The sequence below is a fragment of the Nonomuraea sp. NPDC049480 genome (assembly GCF_044465905.1).
Lineage (GTDB): Bacteria > Actinomycetota > Actinomycetes > Streptosporangiales > Streptosporangiaceae > Nonomuraea.
Genome location: NZ_JBITMD010000027.1, coordinates 49,509 through 64,004, shown reverse-complemented (window position 1 = coordinate 64,004; position 14,496 = coordinate 49,509). Strand labels below are relative to the sequence as shown.

Sequence of the window (14,496 nt, the reverse complement as noted above, 5' to 3'; positions counted from 1 at the left end):
TGCTGGGGTCGGCTTGCCGGCCCTGCGAACGCCCATCGGCGGTGAGCTGCTCTCCCGAAGGGGTGTGGGCGTCAGGCTGACCGGAGGCGGCCGAATGCTCGTCCGCGTCCCTTCCGGTGACTGCCTGTTCGTGCGTGTCCCACCGGACGTCTGCGTGCCCGGCCGTATCCCGCCGGGTCTCCGCTTGATCGTCCGCGCGCTGCTGAGTGTGCGCGCGTGCTTCTGCGTGCTCCCCGGCATCCGCCCGCCCGTCGGCGAGACGCCCGGCATCCGCCTCCTCGGCGGCGTGCCGAATGACGTCCGATCGGCTGTTCGCGACGTCGACGTGCTGGTCGGCTGAGGTCGGCGAGTCCCCCTCCCCAGTGTTCGGGATGCTGCCGGACTCCGTGGATGGGGCGGGGATGGTGGGTGGCCGGCCTTCGTCTGTTGCTGCACGCAGGTGGATGCGTTGTTCGCGCCATTCGTCCACCGACGGCCAGCCGTCCGACGCCGAGCGGGCCAGGTCGCGGCCGTGCGGCCAGGTGCGGTCCGACGAGTCACCCACAGGTCGGCCCTCCAGCGCGGGACCCGCGCCGTCCGGAGTAGGACCCAGGCCGCCCGCGAGGCCAGGCGCCCCAGAGGCGGGGCGCCTGCGGCCGGTTCGTGTCACTCATGAGCGAACTGATCAGACGTCACCAGGCTTGGGGGTGGACTTCGAGCCGCGGCCCGAGGGTGCGGCGGCCGGGGCCGGAGCGGCGGCGGGCTCGGCCGGAGCGTCGAGGCGCGGGCCCACGCCCAGCTTGTCCTTGATCTTCTTCTCGATCTCGTTGGCCATGTCGGGGTGGTTCTTCAGGAAGTTGCGGGCGTTTTCCTTGCCTTGGCCGAGCTGGTCGCCCTCGTATGTGTACCAAGCTCCGGACTTGCGGACGAAGCCATGCTCGACGCCCATGTCGATGAGGCCGCCCTCGCGGGAGATGCCCACGCCGTAGAGGATGTCGAAGTCGGCGACGCGGAAGGGCGGGGCCATCTTGTTCTTCACGACCTTGACCCTGGTGCGGTTGCCGACCGCCTCCGTGCCGTCCTTGAGCGTCTCGATGCGGCGGATGTCCAGCCGGACCGAAGCGTAGAACTTGAGCGCCTTGCCGCCGGTCGTGGTCTCGGGACTGCCGAACATGACGCCGATCTTCTCGCGGAGCTGGTTGATGAAGATCGCGGTGGTGCCGGTGGTGCTGAGGGCGCCGGCGACCTTACGCAGGGCCTGGGACATGAGGCGGGCCTGCAGGCCGACGTGGCTGTCGCCCATCTCGCCCTCGATCTCGGCCTTGGGCACGAGCGCGGCCACCGAGTCGATGACGATGATGTCCACGGCGCCGGACCTGATCAGCATGTCGGCGATCTCGAGCGCCTGCTCGCCCGTGTCGGGCTGGGAGACCAGCAGGGCGTCGGTGTCCACCCCGAGCTTCTTGGCGTATTCGGGATCGAGGGCGTGCTCGGCGTCGATGAACGCCGCGATGCCCCCGGCCCGCTGCGCGTTGGCCACCGCGTGCAGGGCGACCGTGGTCTTACCCGAGGACTCGGGGCCGTAGATCTCGACGATGCGGCCGCGCGGCAGGCCGCCGATGCCGAGTGCGACGTCAAGGGAGATCGAGCCGGTGGGGACCACCTCGATGGGAGCTCGGGCGTCGTCGCCCAGGCGCATCACTGAGCCCTTGCCGAACTGCCGCTCGATCTGAGCGAGCGCGGTCTCGAGGGCCTTCTCGCGGTCGTTGATTGCCATGGAACTCCCCCTGGAGGGTTGTGGTCCGATCAGTCGAGTGAAAGCTACGGCCTGCCACCGACATTTTTCCGGGTGTCGGGGAAGACGTGGCCCCGGCGTAGCCCCATCGTAGCCGAACGACTGTTCGATCACAGCAGGAACACGCGGGAACACGGGTAACCGTAAATCGGCGGCCTCGGTGGGCCGAGCAGGCGCAGGGCCACCGGGAACGGTTCAGGGGGACACCGCTCGGGGCGAGCAGGGCGAGCAGGCCCATGCCGATGTCCGGCGACTTCGATATCGCGTCGGCCCGCTCGTACGACAGCTCGGCCGGCCCGCCGCCTGGAGGCGCCGGCGGATGGCGCTCCGTGCCGCCGCCAGGCGGGAACACCAGGGCGATGAGCTGTTCGCGCACGGCCGGATCGCAGGTGGCATGGATCATGAGCTCCACGGTCACCACGCGCGGCACAGCGCGCCCGTGTGCTCTTCCTCGTCGTCCACACGGGCGGCGGCGACATCGGGTTCACCGCTCCCCCGCTCCCCCGCTCCCCCGCTCGGCCTTCACCGCCGCCGGGATCGACGTCCCGCCCGGTGAGGGCCTGCATCCGGTGACGGTCGGGAAGGTGACGCTCGGCTCCGCCGGCCAGGCCCCGTCAGGTCCGGGCCTGGCCGGCGCGTTCCCCGGCTGGTTCGAGAGCGGTTTCGGCTTTCGCATCGGCGGCCTGCCCACGCACGAGTTCTTCAAGCCGTACGCCCCGACCTTCGGCTTCGCCCGGATGCGCATCCCATGGGCTGATGTCACGGCCCTGTGAGCACGCCGGTGGAGCGACGTCCCGCAGTCCGCCGCCCTAGCACAGAGCCCACAGCCCCTTAGCCGCCCGACGGCCCCCGCACGACCTCCGCGGTCGCGTTCACACGGGTTGGCGACCGTGTGTTGTCATGGGCGGTGAGCTGGGGAGACTCAGTGCAGGGGCAACACTGGGAGGCGGCACGTGGCGAGCGGCTACACCGGGGAACGGCGCGCCCATCTGGAGGCGCTCGCCGAGCTGTTGCCCGATCAGGGGCTGGTGAGCCGCATGATCGGCGGCGACGATCCGGTGTTGTGGGTGTGGCACCCGCGTACGGGCCACCAGACGATCGTCTTCGCCACCCCGTCGAGCAGCGGGTGGCTCTTCCTGTGGTCGCCCGGAGGGCAGGGTCGCGCGGACGACCTGCGGCGCACGGCCGGCGCGCTCCGGGAGACCCTCGGCTCAGCGCAGCCTGGGTGAGACGTCCTCCACCTGGCAGACGGCCCGCCAGACGGTCTTGACGCTCTCGCCGTCGGCCAGCGCCTGCATGACCGTACGCCCGCCGAGCGGCGCGATCACGTAGTCGCGAGCCCACGACTCGGCGTACGTCTCACCGAAGTGAGCGTTCATCCGTCTCCAGAACTCCGTCAACCGCATGGAATCAAGTATGGAAGCGCATGAGGCGTGGGTAAGACATGCGCATGGCAAAGACCCCCAAGTCCTCACCCCCGAAGTCAGCCAGAACGAAGGCCAACAGGGCCAGGCGCCGCAAGTTACTGCTGACGCTGCGGCTCGCCGTACAGAAGGAGAAGTCGGAGCGATCAGAACGGCACGCCGGCATCAGGCAGGAGCCCCGTGCGGGCAGGCCGCGCACGCGGCGGGCCTCGCGACGCTAGGTCACAACACCCGCGCGCCGTACATCTCACCGAGATGGTCGGCGAGCAGCTCCAGCCGGGCGCCGTCGGGGTCCTTGAAGTAAATGGAGGCGCCGCTCTCTATCTGGTGCGGCACGCCGGCCATCTCCAGCTTCCCGCGCAACCTCTCCCAGGTGGCGGGGTCGACGGAGATCGCGATGTGATGCAGACCGCCGAGCACTTCCTGGTACGGGCCCAGGTCGAGCCCGGGGAAGTCGAAGAACGCGAGCAGGTTGCCGTTGCCTATGTCGAAGAAGAAGTGGTTCGAGCCCTGATAGTCGCGGTTCTCGATGATCTCGGTGAGCGGGAACTCCAGGAGGTCCTGGTAGAACGCGATGGTGCGCTCCACATCGGACGAGAGCAACGCGATGTGGTGGAGGCCGCGGGCGCTGCTCGAAGGACGACGCGGTAACACGTAGCGCTGCCTTATTTCCGCACGGCGGGCTTCGATGGCCGCATAATCAATGGTCACGGTGGCTGTATGTCCGCCACGGCTCCGCCTCAATCGCGTGGTGCGGTGCCAATGCGTTTTCTGTCGGTGGCGCGAGGCACTATGTGCTGGTGAGCTCCCTAGACCAGTTCAGCCAGATGACCAGGCAATGGTTCACTGGAGCCTTCCAAGCGCCCACGGCCGCCCAGGAGGGGGCCTGGGAGTCGATCTCGCGTGGCGACAACGCCCTGGTCGTCGCGCCCACCGGCTCGGGCAAGACGCTGGCGGCGTTCCTGTGGTCCCTCGACCGGCTGGCGGCGGCGCCGCCCGAAGAGCCGGCCGCGCGCAAGGGGACACGCGTGCTCTACGTGTCCCCGCTCAAGGCGCTGGCCGTGGACGTGGAGCGCAACCTGCGCGCGCCGCTGGCCGGGCTCAAGCAGACGGCGCGGCGGCTCGGGCTGCCCGTGCCGGAGATCTCGGTGGCGATCCGCTCCGGTGACACGCCCGCCGAGGACCGCAGGCGGTTCGCGGCCAAGCCGTCCGACATCCTGATCACGACGCCGGAGTCGCTGTTCCTGCTGCTCACCAGCCAGGCGCGGGACGCGCTGCGCGGGGTCGAGACGGTGATCGTGGACGAGGTGCACGCGGTCGCGGCCACCAAGCGCGGCGCGCACCTCGCGCTCAGCCTGGAGCGGCTGGACGCGCTGCTGGAGCGGCCGGCGCAGCGGATCGGGCTGTCGGCCACCGTGCGGCCGGTGAGCGAGGTGGCGGCGTTCCTGGGCGGCAGCAGGCCCGCCACGGTCGTGCAGCCTCCGTCGGAGAAGCGGATCGAGGTCGAGGTCGTGGTCCCCGTCGAGGACATGACCGAGATGGACGGCCAGGCGCCGGAGGGCGAGGAGCCCGCCAGGCGGTCGATCTGGCCGCATGTCGAGGAGCGGCTGTTCGACCTGATCGGGGAGCACAGTTCGACCATCGTGTTCGCCAACTCCAGGAGGCTGGCCGAGCGGCTGTGCACGCGGCTCAACGAGCTGGCCTACGACCGCTCCCAGGGGGCCGTCGACCTGTCGATCTGGGAGACGGAGCCGTCCGCGGCCGGGGAGCCGCCCAAACGGACGCCCGCCGAGATGATGGCGCAGGCCGGATCGAGCAAGGGCGTCGTGACGGAGATCGTCCGCGCCCACCACGGGTCGGTCTCCAAGGAGGAGCGGGCGCAGATCGAGGAGGCCCTCAAATCGGGCCGGCTGCCCGCCGTGGTCGCCACCTCCAGCCTGGAGCTGGGCATCGACATGGGCGCGGTCGACCTGGTCGCGTGCGTGGAGGCACCGCCGAGCGTGGCCAGCGGGCTGCAGCGCATCGGCCGGGCAGGACACCAGGTCGGCGCGGTGTCCAGAGGCGTGATCTTCCCCAAATACCGGGGCGACCTGGTGCAGACCGCCGTGGTTGCCGAGCGGATGAAGAGCGGCGAGATCGAGGAGCTGCGCTATCCGCGCAATCCGCTCGACGTGCTGGCCCAGCAGATCGTGGCGATGACGGCGCTGGACGAGTGGACGGTCGACGAGCTGGAGTCGGTGGTCAAGCGCGCCGCCCCCTATGCCACGCTGCCGCGCACCGCGCTGGAGGCCACGCTCGACATGCTGGCCGGGCGCTACCCGAGCGAGGAGTTCGCCGAGCTGCGGCCACGCATCGTGTGGGACCGCGTCACCGGCATCCTCCAGGGGCGGCCGGGCGCGCAGCGGCTGGCCGTGACCAACGGCGGCACGATCCCCGACCGAGGCCTGTTCGGCGTGTTCCTGGTGGGCGAGCGCGCCTCCCGGGTGGGCGAGCTGGACGAGGAGATGGTCTACGAGTCGCGCGTGGGCGACGTCTTCGTGCTGGGCGCGACATCGTGGCGGATCGAGGACATCACCGCCGACCGGGTGCTCGTCTCGCCCGCGCCGGGGCAGCCGGGCAAGCTGCCGTTCTGGCACGGTGACACGCCGGGCCGCCCCGCCGAGCTGGGCCGGGCGATCGGGACGTTCCTGCGCGAGCAGGCCAAGGAGGGCTCGACGGAGCGGATCAAGGCCGCCGGGCTGGACGAATACGCCGCGGGCAACCTGCTGGCCTACCTCGAGGAACAGCGCCAGGCCACCGGCTACGTCCCCGACGACCGCACGCTGCTCGTCGAGCGTTTCCACGACGAGCTCGGCGACTGGCGGGTGGTGATCCACTCCCCCTACGGCGCGCGGGTGCACGCCCCGTGGGCGCTGGCGATCAACCGGCGGCTGCGTGAGCGCTACGGCGTCGACGTGCAGGCCGTGCACTCCGACGACGGCATCGTGCTGCGCATCCCCGACACGCTGGCCGAGCCGCCCAGCGATGTGGCCGCGTTCGACGCCGAGGAGATCGAGCAGATCGTCACCGAGGAGCTGGGCGGGTCGGCCATGTTCGCCTCCCGGTTCAGGGAGTGCGCGGGGCGGGCGCTGCTGCTGCCGCGCCGCGTCCCGGGCCGGCGCAGCCCGCTGTGGCAGCAGCGGCAGCGGGCCGCCCACCTGCTGGGCGTGGCCTCGCAGTACGCGTCGTTCCCGATCGTGCTGGAGACGATGCGCGAGTGTCTGCAGGACGTCTTCGACGTGCCGGGGCTGGTGCGGCTCATGCGGGACATCGCCGCGCGCCGGGTGCGGGTGGTGGAGGTGGAGACCTCACAGGCCTCGCCGTTCGCGGCGTCGCTGCTGTTCCACTACGTGGGCGCGTTCATGTACGAAGGCGACGCGCCGCTGGCCGAGCGGCGCGCGCAGGCCCTGGCGCTGGACACCGCGCTGCTGGCCGAGTTGCTCGGCCAGGCCGACCTGCGCGAGCTGCTGGACCCGGACGTGATCGCCGACAGCGAGCGGGAGCTGGCAAGACTCGACCGGCCGCTGCGCGACCTGGAGGACCTCGCGGACCTGCTGCGCTCGCACGGGCCGCTGCCTGCGCTCGACGTGAGCGTACGCGGCGGCGACCCGGCCTGGCTGGAGGAGCTGGAGCGGACGCGGCGGGCCATCAGGGTGCGCATCGCGGGCGAGGAGCAGTGGGCGGCGATCGAGGACGCGGCGCGGATGCGTGACGCCCTGGGAGCGCCGCTGCCGGTGGGGCTGCCGCACGTGTTCCTGGAGCCGGTGGCCGATCCGCTGGCCGACCTGGTGGCGCGGCACGCCCGCACGCGCGGTCCCTTCCACGCCGGCACCGCCGCCACCCGGTTCGGACTCGGCGTGGCCGTGGTGACGGACACCCTGCGGCGGCTGGCCGCTTCCGGGCGGGTCGTCAGCGGGGAGTTCCGGCCAGGCGGGCGGGGCGAGGAGTGGTGCGACGCCGGGGTGCTGCGGATGCTGCGCCGCAGGTCGCTGGCCCGGCTGCGGAAGGAGGTCGAGCCGGTCGCGCCGGAGACGCTGGCCGTGTTCCTGCCCGCCTGGCACGGCATCACCGGGGCCGGTCCGTCCGCGGGCGAGCGTGGCGGGGCGGCGCGGGCCATGGATTCCCTGGTCCGCTCCATCGAGCAACTCCAGGGGGCGGCTGTGCCGGCGTCCGCGCTGGAGACCCTCGTGCTTCCCTCGCGGGTGCCGGGCTACCATCCCGCGCTGCTCGACGAGCTGACCTCGTCCGGCGAGGTGATGTGGGTGGGGCAGGGGTCGCTGCCCGGCGGCGACGGGTGGGTGTCGCTCTACTTCGCCGACACGGCGCCGCTGCTGCTGCCCGAGCCCGCCGAGATCACGATGACGCCGGTGCACGAACGCGTGCTGGAGCTGCTGGAAGGCGGCGGCGCGCTGTTCTTCAGGGGGATCTCCGACCGGCTCGGCTCGCTGGACGACCAGACGCTGGTCTCGGCGCTGTGGGACCTGGTGTGGTCGGGACGGGTGTCCGGCGACACGCTGGCGCCGCTGCGGGCAACGCTCGGAACCGGCCGCCCGGCGCATCGGCCCCCGACGACGCGACGGCGGCGGGCGGTGCTGCCGACCAGGAGCGGGCCCCCGACCGTCGCCGGCCGCTGGTGGCTGCTGCCTTCGCCGGCCGCCGACGCCACCCAGCGTGCTCAGGCCCAGGCCGAGGTCCTGCTGGAACGGCATGGGGTGGTGACCCGGGGGTCGGTGACGTCGGAGCGGCTCCCCGGCGGGTTCACACCCGTCTACCAGGTCTTGCGGGCATACGAGGAGAGCGGCCGGTGCCGCCGGGGCTACTTCGTCGAAGGGCTCGGAGGTGCGCAGTTCGCGCTGCCGGGAGCGGTGGACCGGATGCGCGCCATGGCCCCCGGCATCGCCCCGACGGGCGGCGGCGAGCGCCCGGCGGCAGGACCTGACCCCCTTCTCGCGCAGGGGCCGAGAAGGGGTGGTGGGGCCGGGCCTCGGGCTGTGGTGCTGGCCGCCGCCGATCCGGCCAGCCCGTACGGCGCCGCGCTCCCCTGGCCCCAGCGCCCCGGCGACGTCGGCCACAAACCGGGCAGGAAGGCCGGAGCACTGGTCGTGCTCGCCGACGGCCATCTGGCGCTCTACGTCGAGCGGGGCGGCAAGACGCTGCTGTCGTTCGCCGACGACGAGCTGTTGCAGCCGGCCGTGGACGCACTGGCCCTCGCGGTACGTGACGGAGCCCTCGGCAAGCTGACCGTGGAGCGGGCCGACGGCGCGTCGATCGCCGAATCCCCGCTGGCGGCGGCCCTGGAGGCGGCCGGTTTCCATCCGACCCCGCGCGGCCTCCGGCTACGCGCCTGACCGCCGGGAAGGAGCGAGCATCGGCCGAACGACTTTCACCACTCGTCGGGAGCAGACGAAGATGAGCGCATGCGGCTCCTGGAGCGCTTACGCGCGGACCTCAGCACCGGCAAGAATCTCGAGATCTACCTGACGGCGCTCATCGCCCTGGTCGTGGGTGTGCTCGGCGTCTTCAACGTCGTCAACACCCAGGTCGTGACCGCGGCGACGCTGGCCACGCTCGCTCTGGTCGCCGTGAACGCGCTCGGCCCCAGACACCAGGTCGCCGGCCTCGAGGCGCAGGTGACCGCCCTCAATCGCCTGGTCCAGGAGAAGCTCACGGGCGACGCCTTCCTGACCACCGTGAAGACGGGCCTCGACGAGCGCGTCGCGCGGGCCGACGACATCCGCTTCGCCGGGGTGACGCTGAGCCGTACGATCCGCGCCCACGTCGACGATCTCCGGAAAGGCCTGGGGCGCGGGGCATCGGTCAAGGTGCTGGTGATCGATCCGCAGGGCGCGGTACCGGAGGAGGCCGCGCGCAGGAGCACGATCCCCGATCACTCCGACGTCTTCAAGCACCGGGTCATGTCCACGCTCTACCTCCTGCGAGACCTGAAGGGGTCCGTCGAGGTGCGGTTCCTGCCGTTCGTGCCCGCGTTCGGGCTGGTCCTGCTGGATGCCGACGATGACGACGGCGTCGTCCACGTCGAGCTGGGCACGCACAGCGCGGCGGGCCGCGATCCGGTCTTCACCCTCACGCCCCATCGTGATCACTTCTGGTTCGAGCACTTCAAGGCGGAGTTCGACCGCATGTGGGAGGCCGGCAGGGAGGCGACCGAGGCCGACTGGCATCCCGACAGGAATAGCTGAACGCGCCGTATGCGATGACCCGGATATGGCTGAACTGACGCTCGGCGCGGTCCGCCGCTGGGGGACGTCAGAGTTGGGAGCTGAACCTACTGAGGCGGTAGAGAGCGCAGGAGCGCACCAGCAAAGTGACGTGGCGACCGGCCTGCCGGTGCGCTGCGGCAGCGGCGGTCGCACGAAGTGGAACCGGCACGCACCCTGACGGCGGTCCGCCCGGCGGGGAACCACCATCCCGGTCCCCGACCCTGTACGGCAGCGCGAGCGGCGCAGGATCGTGCTGGGCGGCGACGGTGCCGAGCCCGGTCGATCCGCCGCCGGGGTGCCGGTTCCACACGCGGTGCCCGCCGGCGTACGACGCCTGCCGCACCGACGAGCCACCCCTCACCGGGGACGGCCACCTCGCGGCGTGCCATCTTGTAACAGCGGACCGCATTCTGGACGCGACCGATAAAGGAGACATCTTGTTCACCACCAGGCCCGAGCTGACGGGTGACTTCGGCATGGTCGCGAGCACGCACTGGCTGGCCTCGGCCGCCGGCATGGGCGTGCTGGAACGCGGCGGGAACGCCTTCGACGCGGCGGTGGCCGCCGGGTTCGTGCTGCAGGTCGCCGAGCCGCACCTGAACGGTCCCGGCGGCGAGGTGCCGATCCTGCTGTGGAGCGAGGCCGAGCAGCGGGTGTCCGTGGTGTGCGGGCAGGGCGTGGCGCCCGCCGCGGCCACCATCGAGCGGTACGCCGAGCTCGGCCTGGACATCGTGCCCGGCACCGGGCTGCTGGCGGCGACCGTGCCGGGGGCGTTCGGCGGGTGGATGCTCATGCTGGAGCGCTGGGGCACCTGGCGGCTGGCCGACGTGCTGGCGCCCGCGATCCACTACGCCGAGCACGGCATTCCGGTGCTGGAGCGCATCTCGGCCACGATCGAGTCGGTGGAAGGATTGTTCACCGAGGACTGGCCGACGTCGGCGGCGACCTGGCTGCCCGGCGGGCACGTGCCCGCGCCCGGGTCGAAGCTGGCCAACCCCGTGTTGGCCGCCACCTACCGGCGGCTGGTCGCCGAGGCCGAGTCCGCCTCCACCAGCCGCGAGGGGCAGCTCGCCGCCGCCCGCGAGGCCTGGTACGAGGGCTTCGTCGCGGAGGCGATCGCCGAGTTCAGCACCAAGACGGCCTGGCGGGACAGCTCCGGCGAGGTGCACGGCGGGCTGCTCACCGGCGACGACCTGGCGGGCTGGTCCGCCTCGGTCGAGGAGCCGGTCACCTTCGACTACCGCGGGCACACCGTGTGCAAGACCGGGCCCTGGGGGCAGGGGCCGGTGTTCCTGCAGCAGCTCGCCCTGCTCGACGGGTTCGACCTGGACGCGATGGGCTATCTCGGCGCCGACTACGTGCACACGGTGACCGAGGTCGCCAAGCTGGCCTTCGCCGACCGCGAGGCCTGGTACGGCGACACCGACGTGCCCGTGTCCGACCTGCTGAGCGCGGCGTACAACACCGAGCGGCGGCGGCTGGTCGGCACCGAGGCCAGCCTGGAGCTGCGGCCGGGCGCCCCCGGCGGGCGCGCACCCCGGCTGCCCGGCTTCCCCCCGCCCGGTACGGCCGGCAGCGCGCCCGGCGTCTCGGGAGCGCGCTCGCCCCAGGGCGTCGGTGAGCCGACGATCGGTGTTGAGACCGCCGATCAGGTGGTCTCCTCCGACGGGACGGTGCGTGGCGACACCTGCCACATCGACGTCGTGGACCGCTGGGGCAACATGGTGTCCGCGACGCCCAGCGGCGGCTGGCTGCAGAGCTCCCCGACCATCCCCGGCCTCGGCTTCTGCCTGGGTACGCGGGCCCAGATGTTCTGGCTGCAGGAAGGACTGCCCGCCTCACTGCGGCCCGGGGCGCGGCCGCGTACCACGTTGTCGCCGTCGTTCGCGCTCAGGGACGGCCGGCCGTGGCTGGCGTTCGGCACCCCCGGCGGCGACCAGCAGGACCAGTGGAGCCTGAACTTCTTCCTCGCCGTCGTACACGGAGGGCTCAACCTGCAGGAGGCCATCGACGCCCCCATGTTCCACTCCGAGCACTTCCCCAGCTCGTTCTTCCCTCGCGACTCCCGCCCCGGCGTCCTGCGCGTCGAGGACCGCGTGGAGCCCGGAGTGGTCGCGGAGTTGCGGCGGCGCGGGCACGAGGTCGAGGTCCAGGACCCGTGGGCGCTGGGCCGGCTGAGCGCCGTGGCCCGTGACGGCGGTTTCCTCAAGGCCGCGGCCAATCCGAGGGGCATGCAGGGTTACGCCGTCGGCCGATGACGGACCTGCCGGCCGTGCTCGGCATGTTCCCGCACGACGGCCCCGGCGTTCTCGTGTTCACCTGCGACATCACGCCCGGATGGGAGCGCTAAACTTCCAACAACCTTTTCGATTCACGGTCGTTCAAATCAACGGTTGGGATTCAGCGTGGAGCGACGCCCTGGTGTGCCCAGACTTCTCCGGGAGATCAATGACCGGGCCGCGCTGGAGCTACTGCTGGCCACCGGCCCCATGACTCGCGGCCAGATCGGCGAGCTGACCGGCCTGTCCAAGGTCACGGCTTCGCAGACGCTGTCCAGGCTGGAGGAGCGCGGCCTGGTGGAGGTGGTGGGCACGCAGGCCGGCGGGCGCGGGCCCAACGCGGCGCTCTACTCCGTGATCGCCTCCAGCGCGTACGTCGCCGGCCTCGAGGTCGGTCCCGAGCTGATCTCCTCCGCCGTCGCCGACATCCACGGCCACACGATCGCCGAGGTCACCGTCGACCCCCACGGCCACGAGGACCCGGTCTCCGCGGTGCACGAGGCGATCGTCAAGGCCTGCCGCAGCGCCAAGGTCAGCCTCGGCAAGCTGCGCGGCGTCGTGATCGGCACCCCCGGCGTGGTCGATCCGCGCAGCGGCGACGTGCGCTTCTCCTTCGACCTGCCCGGCTGGCACGAGGGCATCCACGAGGCCCTGGCCGGCGACCTGCGCCGCGAGGTGACGATCGAGAACGACGTCAACCTCGCCGCCATCGCCGAGCGCGCCGACGGCGCCGCCACGGGGATCGACGACTTCGTGCTGCTGTGGTCCAGCCGCGGCCTCGGCCTGGCGGTCATGCTCGGCGGCAAGCTGCACCGGGGGCGTTCGGGCAGCGCGGGAGAGATCGGCTACCTGCCGGTGCCCGGCGTGCCGCTGCCTGAGGACATCCGCACCTCGCCGGGGCGGCTGCCGTCCCTGGCGGGCGGCCTGCAGTCGCTGGTCAGCGCCGAGGCGGTGTCCGAGCTGGCCCAGGGGTACGGCTTCGCGGCCGGCGGCGCGGGCGAGTGCGTGCAGGTCGCGGTGGCCGCGGGCGCCGAGGGCGAGCCGCTGCTGGACGAGGTCGCCAACCGGCTCGCCCTGGGCGTGGCCGCGGTGTGCGTGATCCTGGACCCCGGCCTGGTGGTGCTGGCCGGCGAGGTCGGCCAGGCCGGCGGCGCCGCCCTCGCGTCCCGGGTGGAGGAGGCCGTGGCCCGGATCTCCCCGGTGCGTCCCCAGGTCGTCACCACGACGGTGACCGACGCCAACCCGGTGCTGCGCGGCGCCGTACTCGCCGCCCTGGACCAGGCCCGCGAGGAGCTCCTCGCCCCTTAGGCGGTCAGCAGTTCCACCGCCGCCTGGGCGTTGGCGCGGGCGGCGCCGTACGTGGCGATGTAGACGGCGCTGGCGGGCCGCCACACGGGCAGCCCCATCTCGATCACGGTCGCGTCCGGGCGGGCCGCCACCAGCGCGGACACCATCTCCTGGCTCGCCCGGTGGCGGTGGGCGTCCTTCATCACGACGACGAGGGACCGGTTCGCGGCCTTGGCCAGCAGTCCGGGCACGTCGGCGGCCGCCGGCTCGACGCGCACGATCTCCGCGTCCGGCAGCCACGGGCCCACGCCCCACGGCACGTCCCCCACGGCGATCGTCGGCGGGGTGTCCACCTCGACCACCAGCGGCTCGACCAGGGGCACGGTCGCGCCGGTCAGCCGTACGGCGCGGCGCGCGGCGTGCAGCCCGACCACGTCCCGATCGGCGGGGACCTCTCGCGCCCCGCCGGACCACTCCCGCAGCGCCGCGACCCGCGCCGCCGCCTCCTCCAGCCGCTCCAGCGGCAGCCGTCCCTCGCGCACCGCGGAGACGATCTCCGCGATGATGGCCTGGATGTCGTCGTAGGCGGGAATGGGCCCCAGGCACAGCAGGTCGGACCCGGCCGCCAGGCTCAGCACCGCGCCTCCGGCCAGGCCGACGCTCTTGGTGATCGCGTGCATGTCCAGCGCGTCGGTGACGACCACGCCGTCGAAGCCGAGCTCGCCCTTCAGCAGCCCGGTCAGCGCGGCGCCGGACAGGGTGGCCGGGGTGTCGCCCGTCAGCGCCGGCACCGCCACGTGCGCGGTCATCACCGACTTGGCCCCCGCGTCGATCGCCGCGCGGAACGGCACCAGCTCCCGCTCCCGCAGCACGTCCAGGTCGACGTCCACGACCGGGATCGCCAGGTGGGAGTCCACGCGGGTGGCGCCGTGGCCGGGGAAGTGCTTGACGCAGGCGGCCACCCGTACCGACTGCAGGCCCTGAACGGCCGCCACCGTGTGCCTGGCGACCAGGTCCGCGTCCGCGCCGAACGACCTGGTGCCGATCACCGGGTTGTCGGCCTCGGTGTTGACGTCCGCGCTCGGCGCCATGTCCAGGTTGATGCCGCAGTTGGCCAGCTCGGCGGCGATGGCCCGGTAGACCCGGCGGGTCAGCTCGACGTCGTCCACCGCGCCCAGCGCCGCGTTGCCCGGGTACGGGCTGCCGACGTGGTACGCCAGCCGCGTGACGTCGCCGCCCTCCTCGTCCAGCGAGATGACCGGCTCACCGGCTCCCCGCAGCGCGGTGGTCAGCTCGCTCACCTGGCCGGGATCGGCCACGTTGAACCCGAAGAGCGTGACGCCGCCCAGGCCGTGCTCCAGCTCGCGCAGCACCCATGCGGGCGCCGTGGTGCCCTCGAAGGCGACGAGCAGCGTGCCGGCCGCAAGACGGCGCAGCCCCCGATCACTCTGACCCATGGCTCCTCATAAGTT

General features: G+C 72.3%; 11 protein-coding genes. 7 read left to right on the top strand and 4 right to left on the bottom strand.

Features of this window, described 5'->3' with window-relative positions:
* The first annotated feature begins 94 nt into the window (after positions 1 to 94).
* Positions 95 to 340 carry a hypothetical protein gene (locus ACIBX3_RS48580; RefSeq protein WP_397127607.1) on the top strand — a complete coding sequence of 82 codons (246 nt, stop codon included), beginning with the start codon at positions 95 to 97 and terminating at the stop codon, positions 338 to 340.
* A gap of 324 nt (positions 341 to 664) precedes the next feature.
* Here ACIBX3_RS48580 and recA read toward each other — a convergent pair whose 3' ends face one another.
* Positions 665 to 1,756, bottom strand: a complete 1,092-nt coding sequence (gene recA / locus ACIBX3_RS48575; RefSeq protein ID WP_397127508.1) for a recombinase RecA — start codon at positions 1,754 to 1,756, stop codon at positions 665 to 667.
* 419 nt (positions 1,757 to 2,175) lie between these two features.
* Here recA and ACIBX3_RS48570 point away from each other — a divergent pair, with 419 nt between their 5' ends.
* Positions 2,176 to 2,547, top strand: a complete 372-nt coding sequence (locus ACIBX3_RS48570; protein ID WP_397127507.1) for a hypothetical protein — start codon at positions 2,176 to 2,178, stop codon at positions 2,545 to 2,547.
* 180 nt (positions 2,548 to 2,727) lie between these two features.
* Positions 2,728 to 3,003: a hypothetical protein gene (locus tag ACIBX3_RS48565; RefSeq protein WP_397127506.1), complete on the top strand. Its 276-nt coding sequence runs from the start codon at positions 2,728 to 2,730 to the stop codon at positions 3,001 to 3,003.
* Here the strand turns inward: ACIBX3_RS48565 and ACIBX3_RS48560 are convergent.
* Both ACIBX3_RS48560 and ACIBX3_RS48555 read right to left on the bottom strand, forming a co-directional pair.
* Positions 2,986 to 3,180, bottom strand: coding sequence for a DUF3046 domain-containing protein (locus tag ACIBX3_RS48560; RefSeq protein ID WP_397127505.1), 195 nt, complete (start codon positions 3,178 to 3,180; stop codon positions 2,986 to 2,988). The two genes, ACIBX3_RS48565 and ACIBX3_RS48560, sit on opposite strands and share 18 nt — an antisense overlap.
* Positions 3,181 to 3,420: 240 nt before the next feature.
* On the bottom strand, positions 3,421 to 3,909 hold the full coding sequence (locus ACIBX3_RS48555; protein ID WP_397127504.1) for a VOC family protein: 489 nt from the start codon (positions 3,907 to 3,909) through the stop codon (positions 3,421 to 3,423).
* 116 nt (positions 3,910 to 4,025) lie between these two features.
* Between ACIBX3_RS48555 and ACIBX3_RS48550 the strand changes: the two genes are divergently transcribed.
* The 4 genes from ACIBX3_RS48550 (at position 4,026) to ACIBX3_RS48535 (ending at position 13,045) form a co-directional block, all read left to right on the top strand.
* Positions 4,026 to 8,585 (top strand): ATP-dependent helicase, encoded by a 4,560-nt coding sequence (locus ACIBX3_RS48550; RefSeq protein ID WP_397127601.1) that lies wholly within the window; start codon positions 4,026 to 4,028, stop codon positions 8,583 to 8,585.
* A 69-nt stretch (positions 8,586 to 8,654) separates the two neighbouring features.
* Positions 8,655 to 9,437, top strand: coding sequence for a hypothetical protein (locus ACIBX3_RS48545; RefSeq protein WP_397127503.1), 783 nt, complete (start codon positions 8,655 to 8,657; stop codon positions 9,435 to 9,437).
* A gap of 497 nt (positions 9,438 to 9,934) precedes the next feature.
* On the top strand, positions 9,935 to 11,716 hold the full coding sequence (locus ACIBX3_RS48540; RefSeq protein ID WP_397127600.1) for a gamma-glutamyltransferase family protein: 1,782 nt from the start codon (positions 9,935 to 9,937) through the stop codon (positions 11,714 to 11,716).
* A gap of 147 nt (positions 11,717 to 11,863) precedes the next feature.
* Complete coding sequence (locus tag ACIBX3_RS48535) at positions 11,864 to 13,045, top strand: ROK family protein (protein WP_397127502.1); 1,182 nt, start codon at positions 11,864 to 11,866, stop codon at positions 13,043 to 13,045.
* Here ACIBX3_RS48535 and ACIBX3_RS48530 read toward each other — a convergent pair.
* Positions 13,042 to 14,481, bottom strand: a complete 1,440-nt coding sequence (locus tag ACIBX3_RS48530; RefSeq protein WP_397127501.1) for a glycoside hydrolase family 3 protein — start codon at positions 14,479 to 14,481, stop codon at positions 13,042 to 13,044. The genes ACIBX3_RS48535 and ACIBX3_RS48530 overlap by 4 nt on opposite strands.
* Positions 14,482 to 14,496 lie beyond the last annotated feature (15 nt).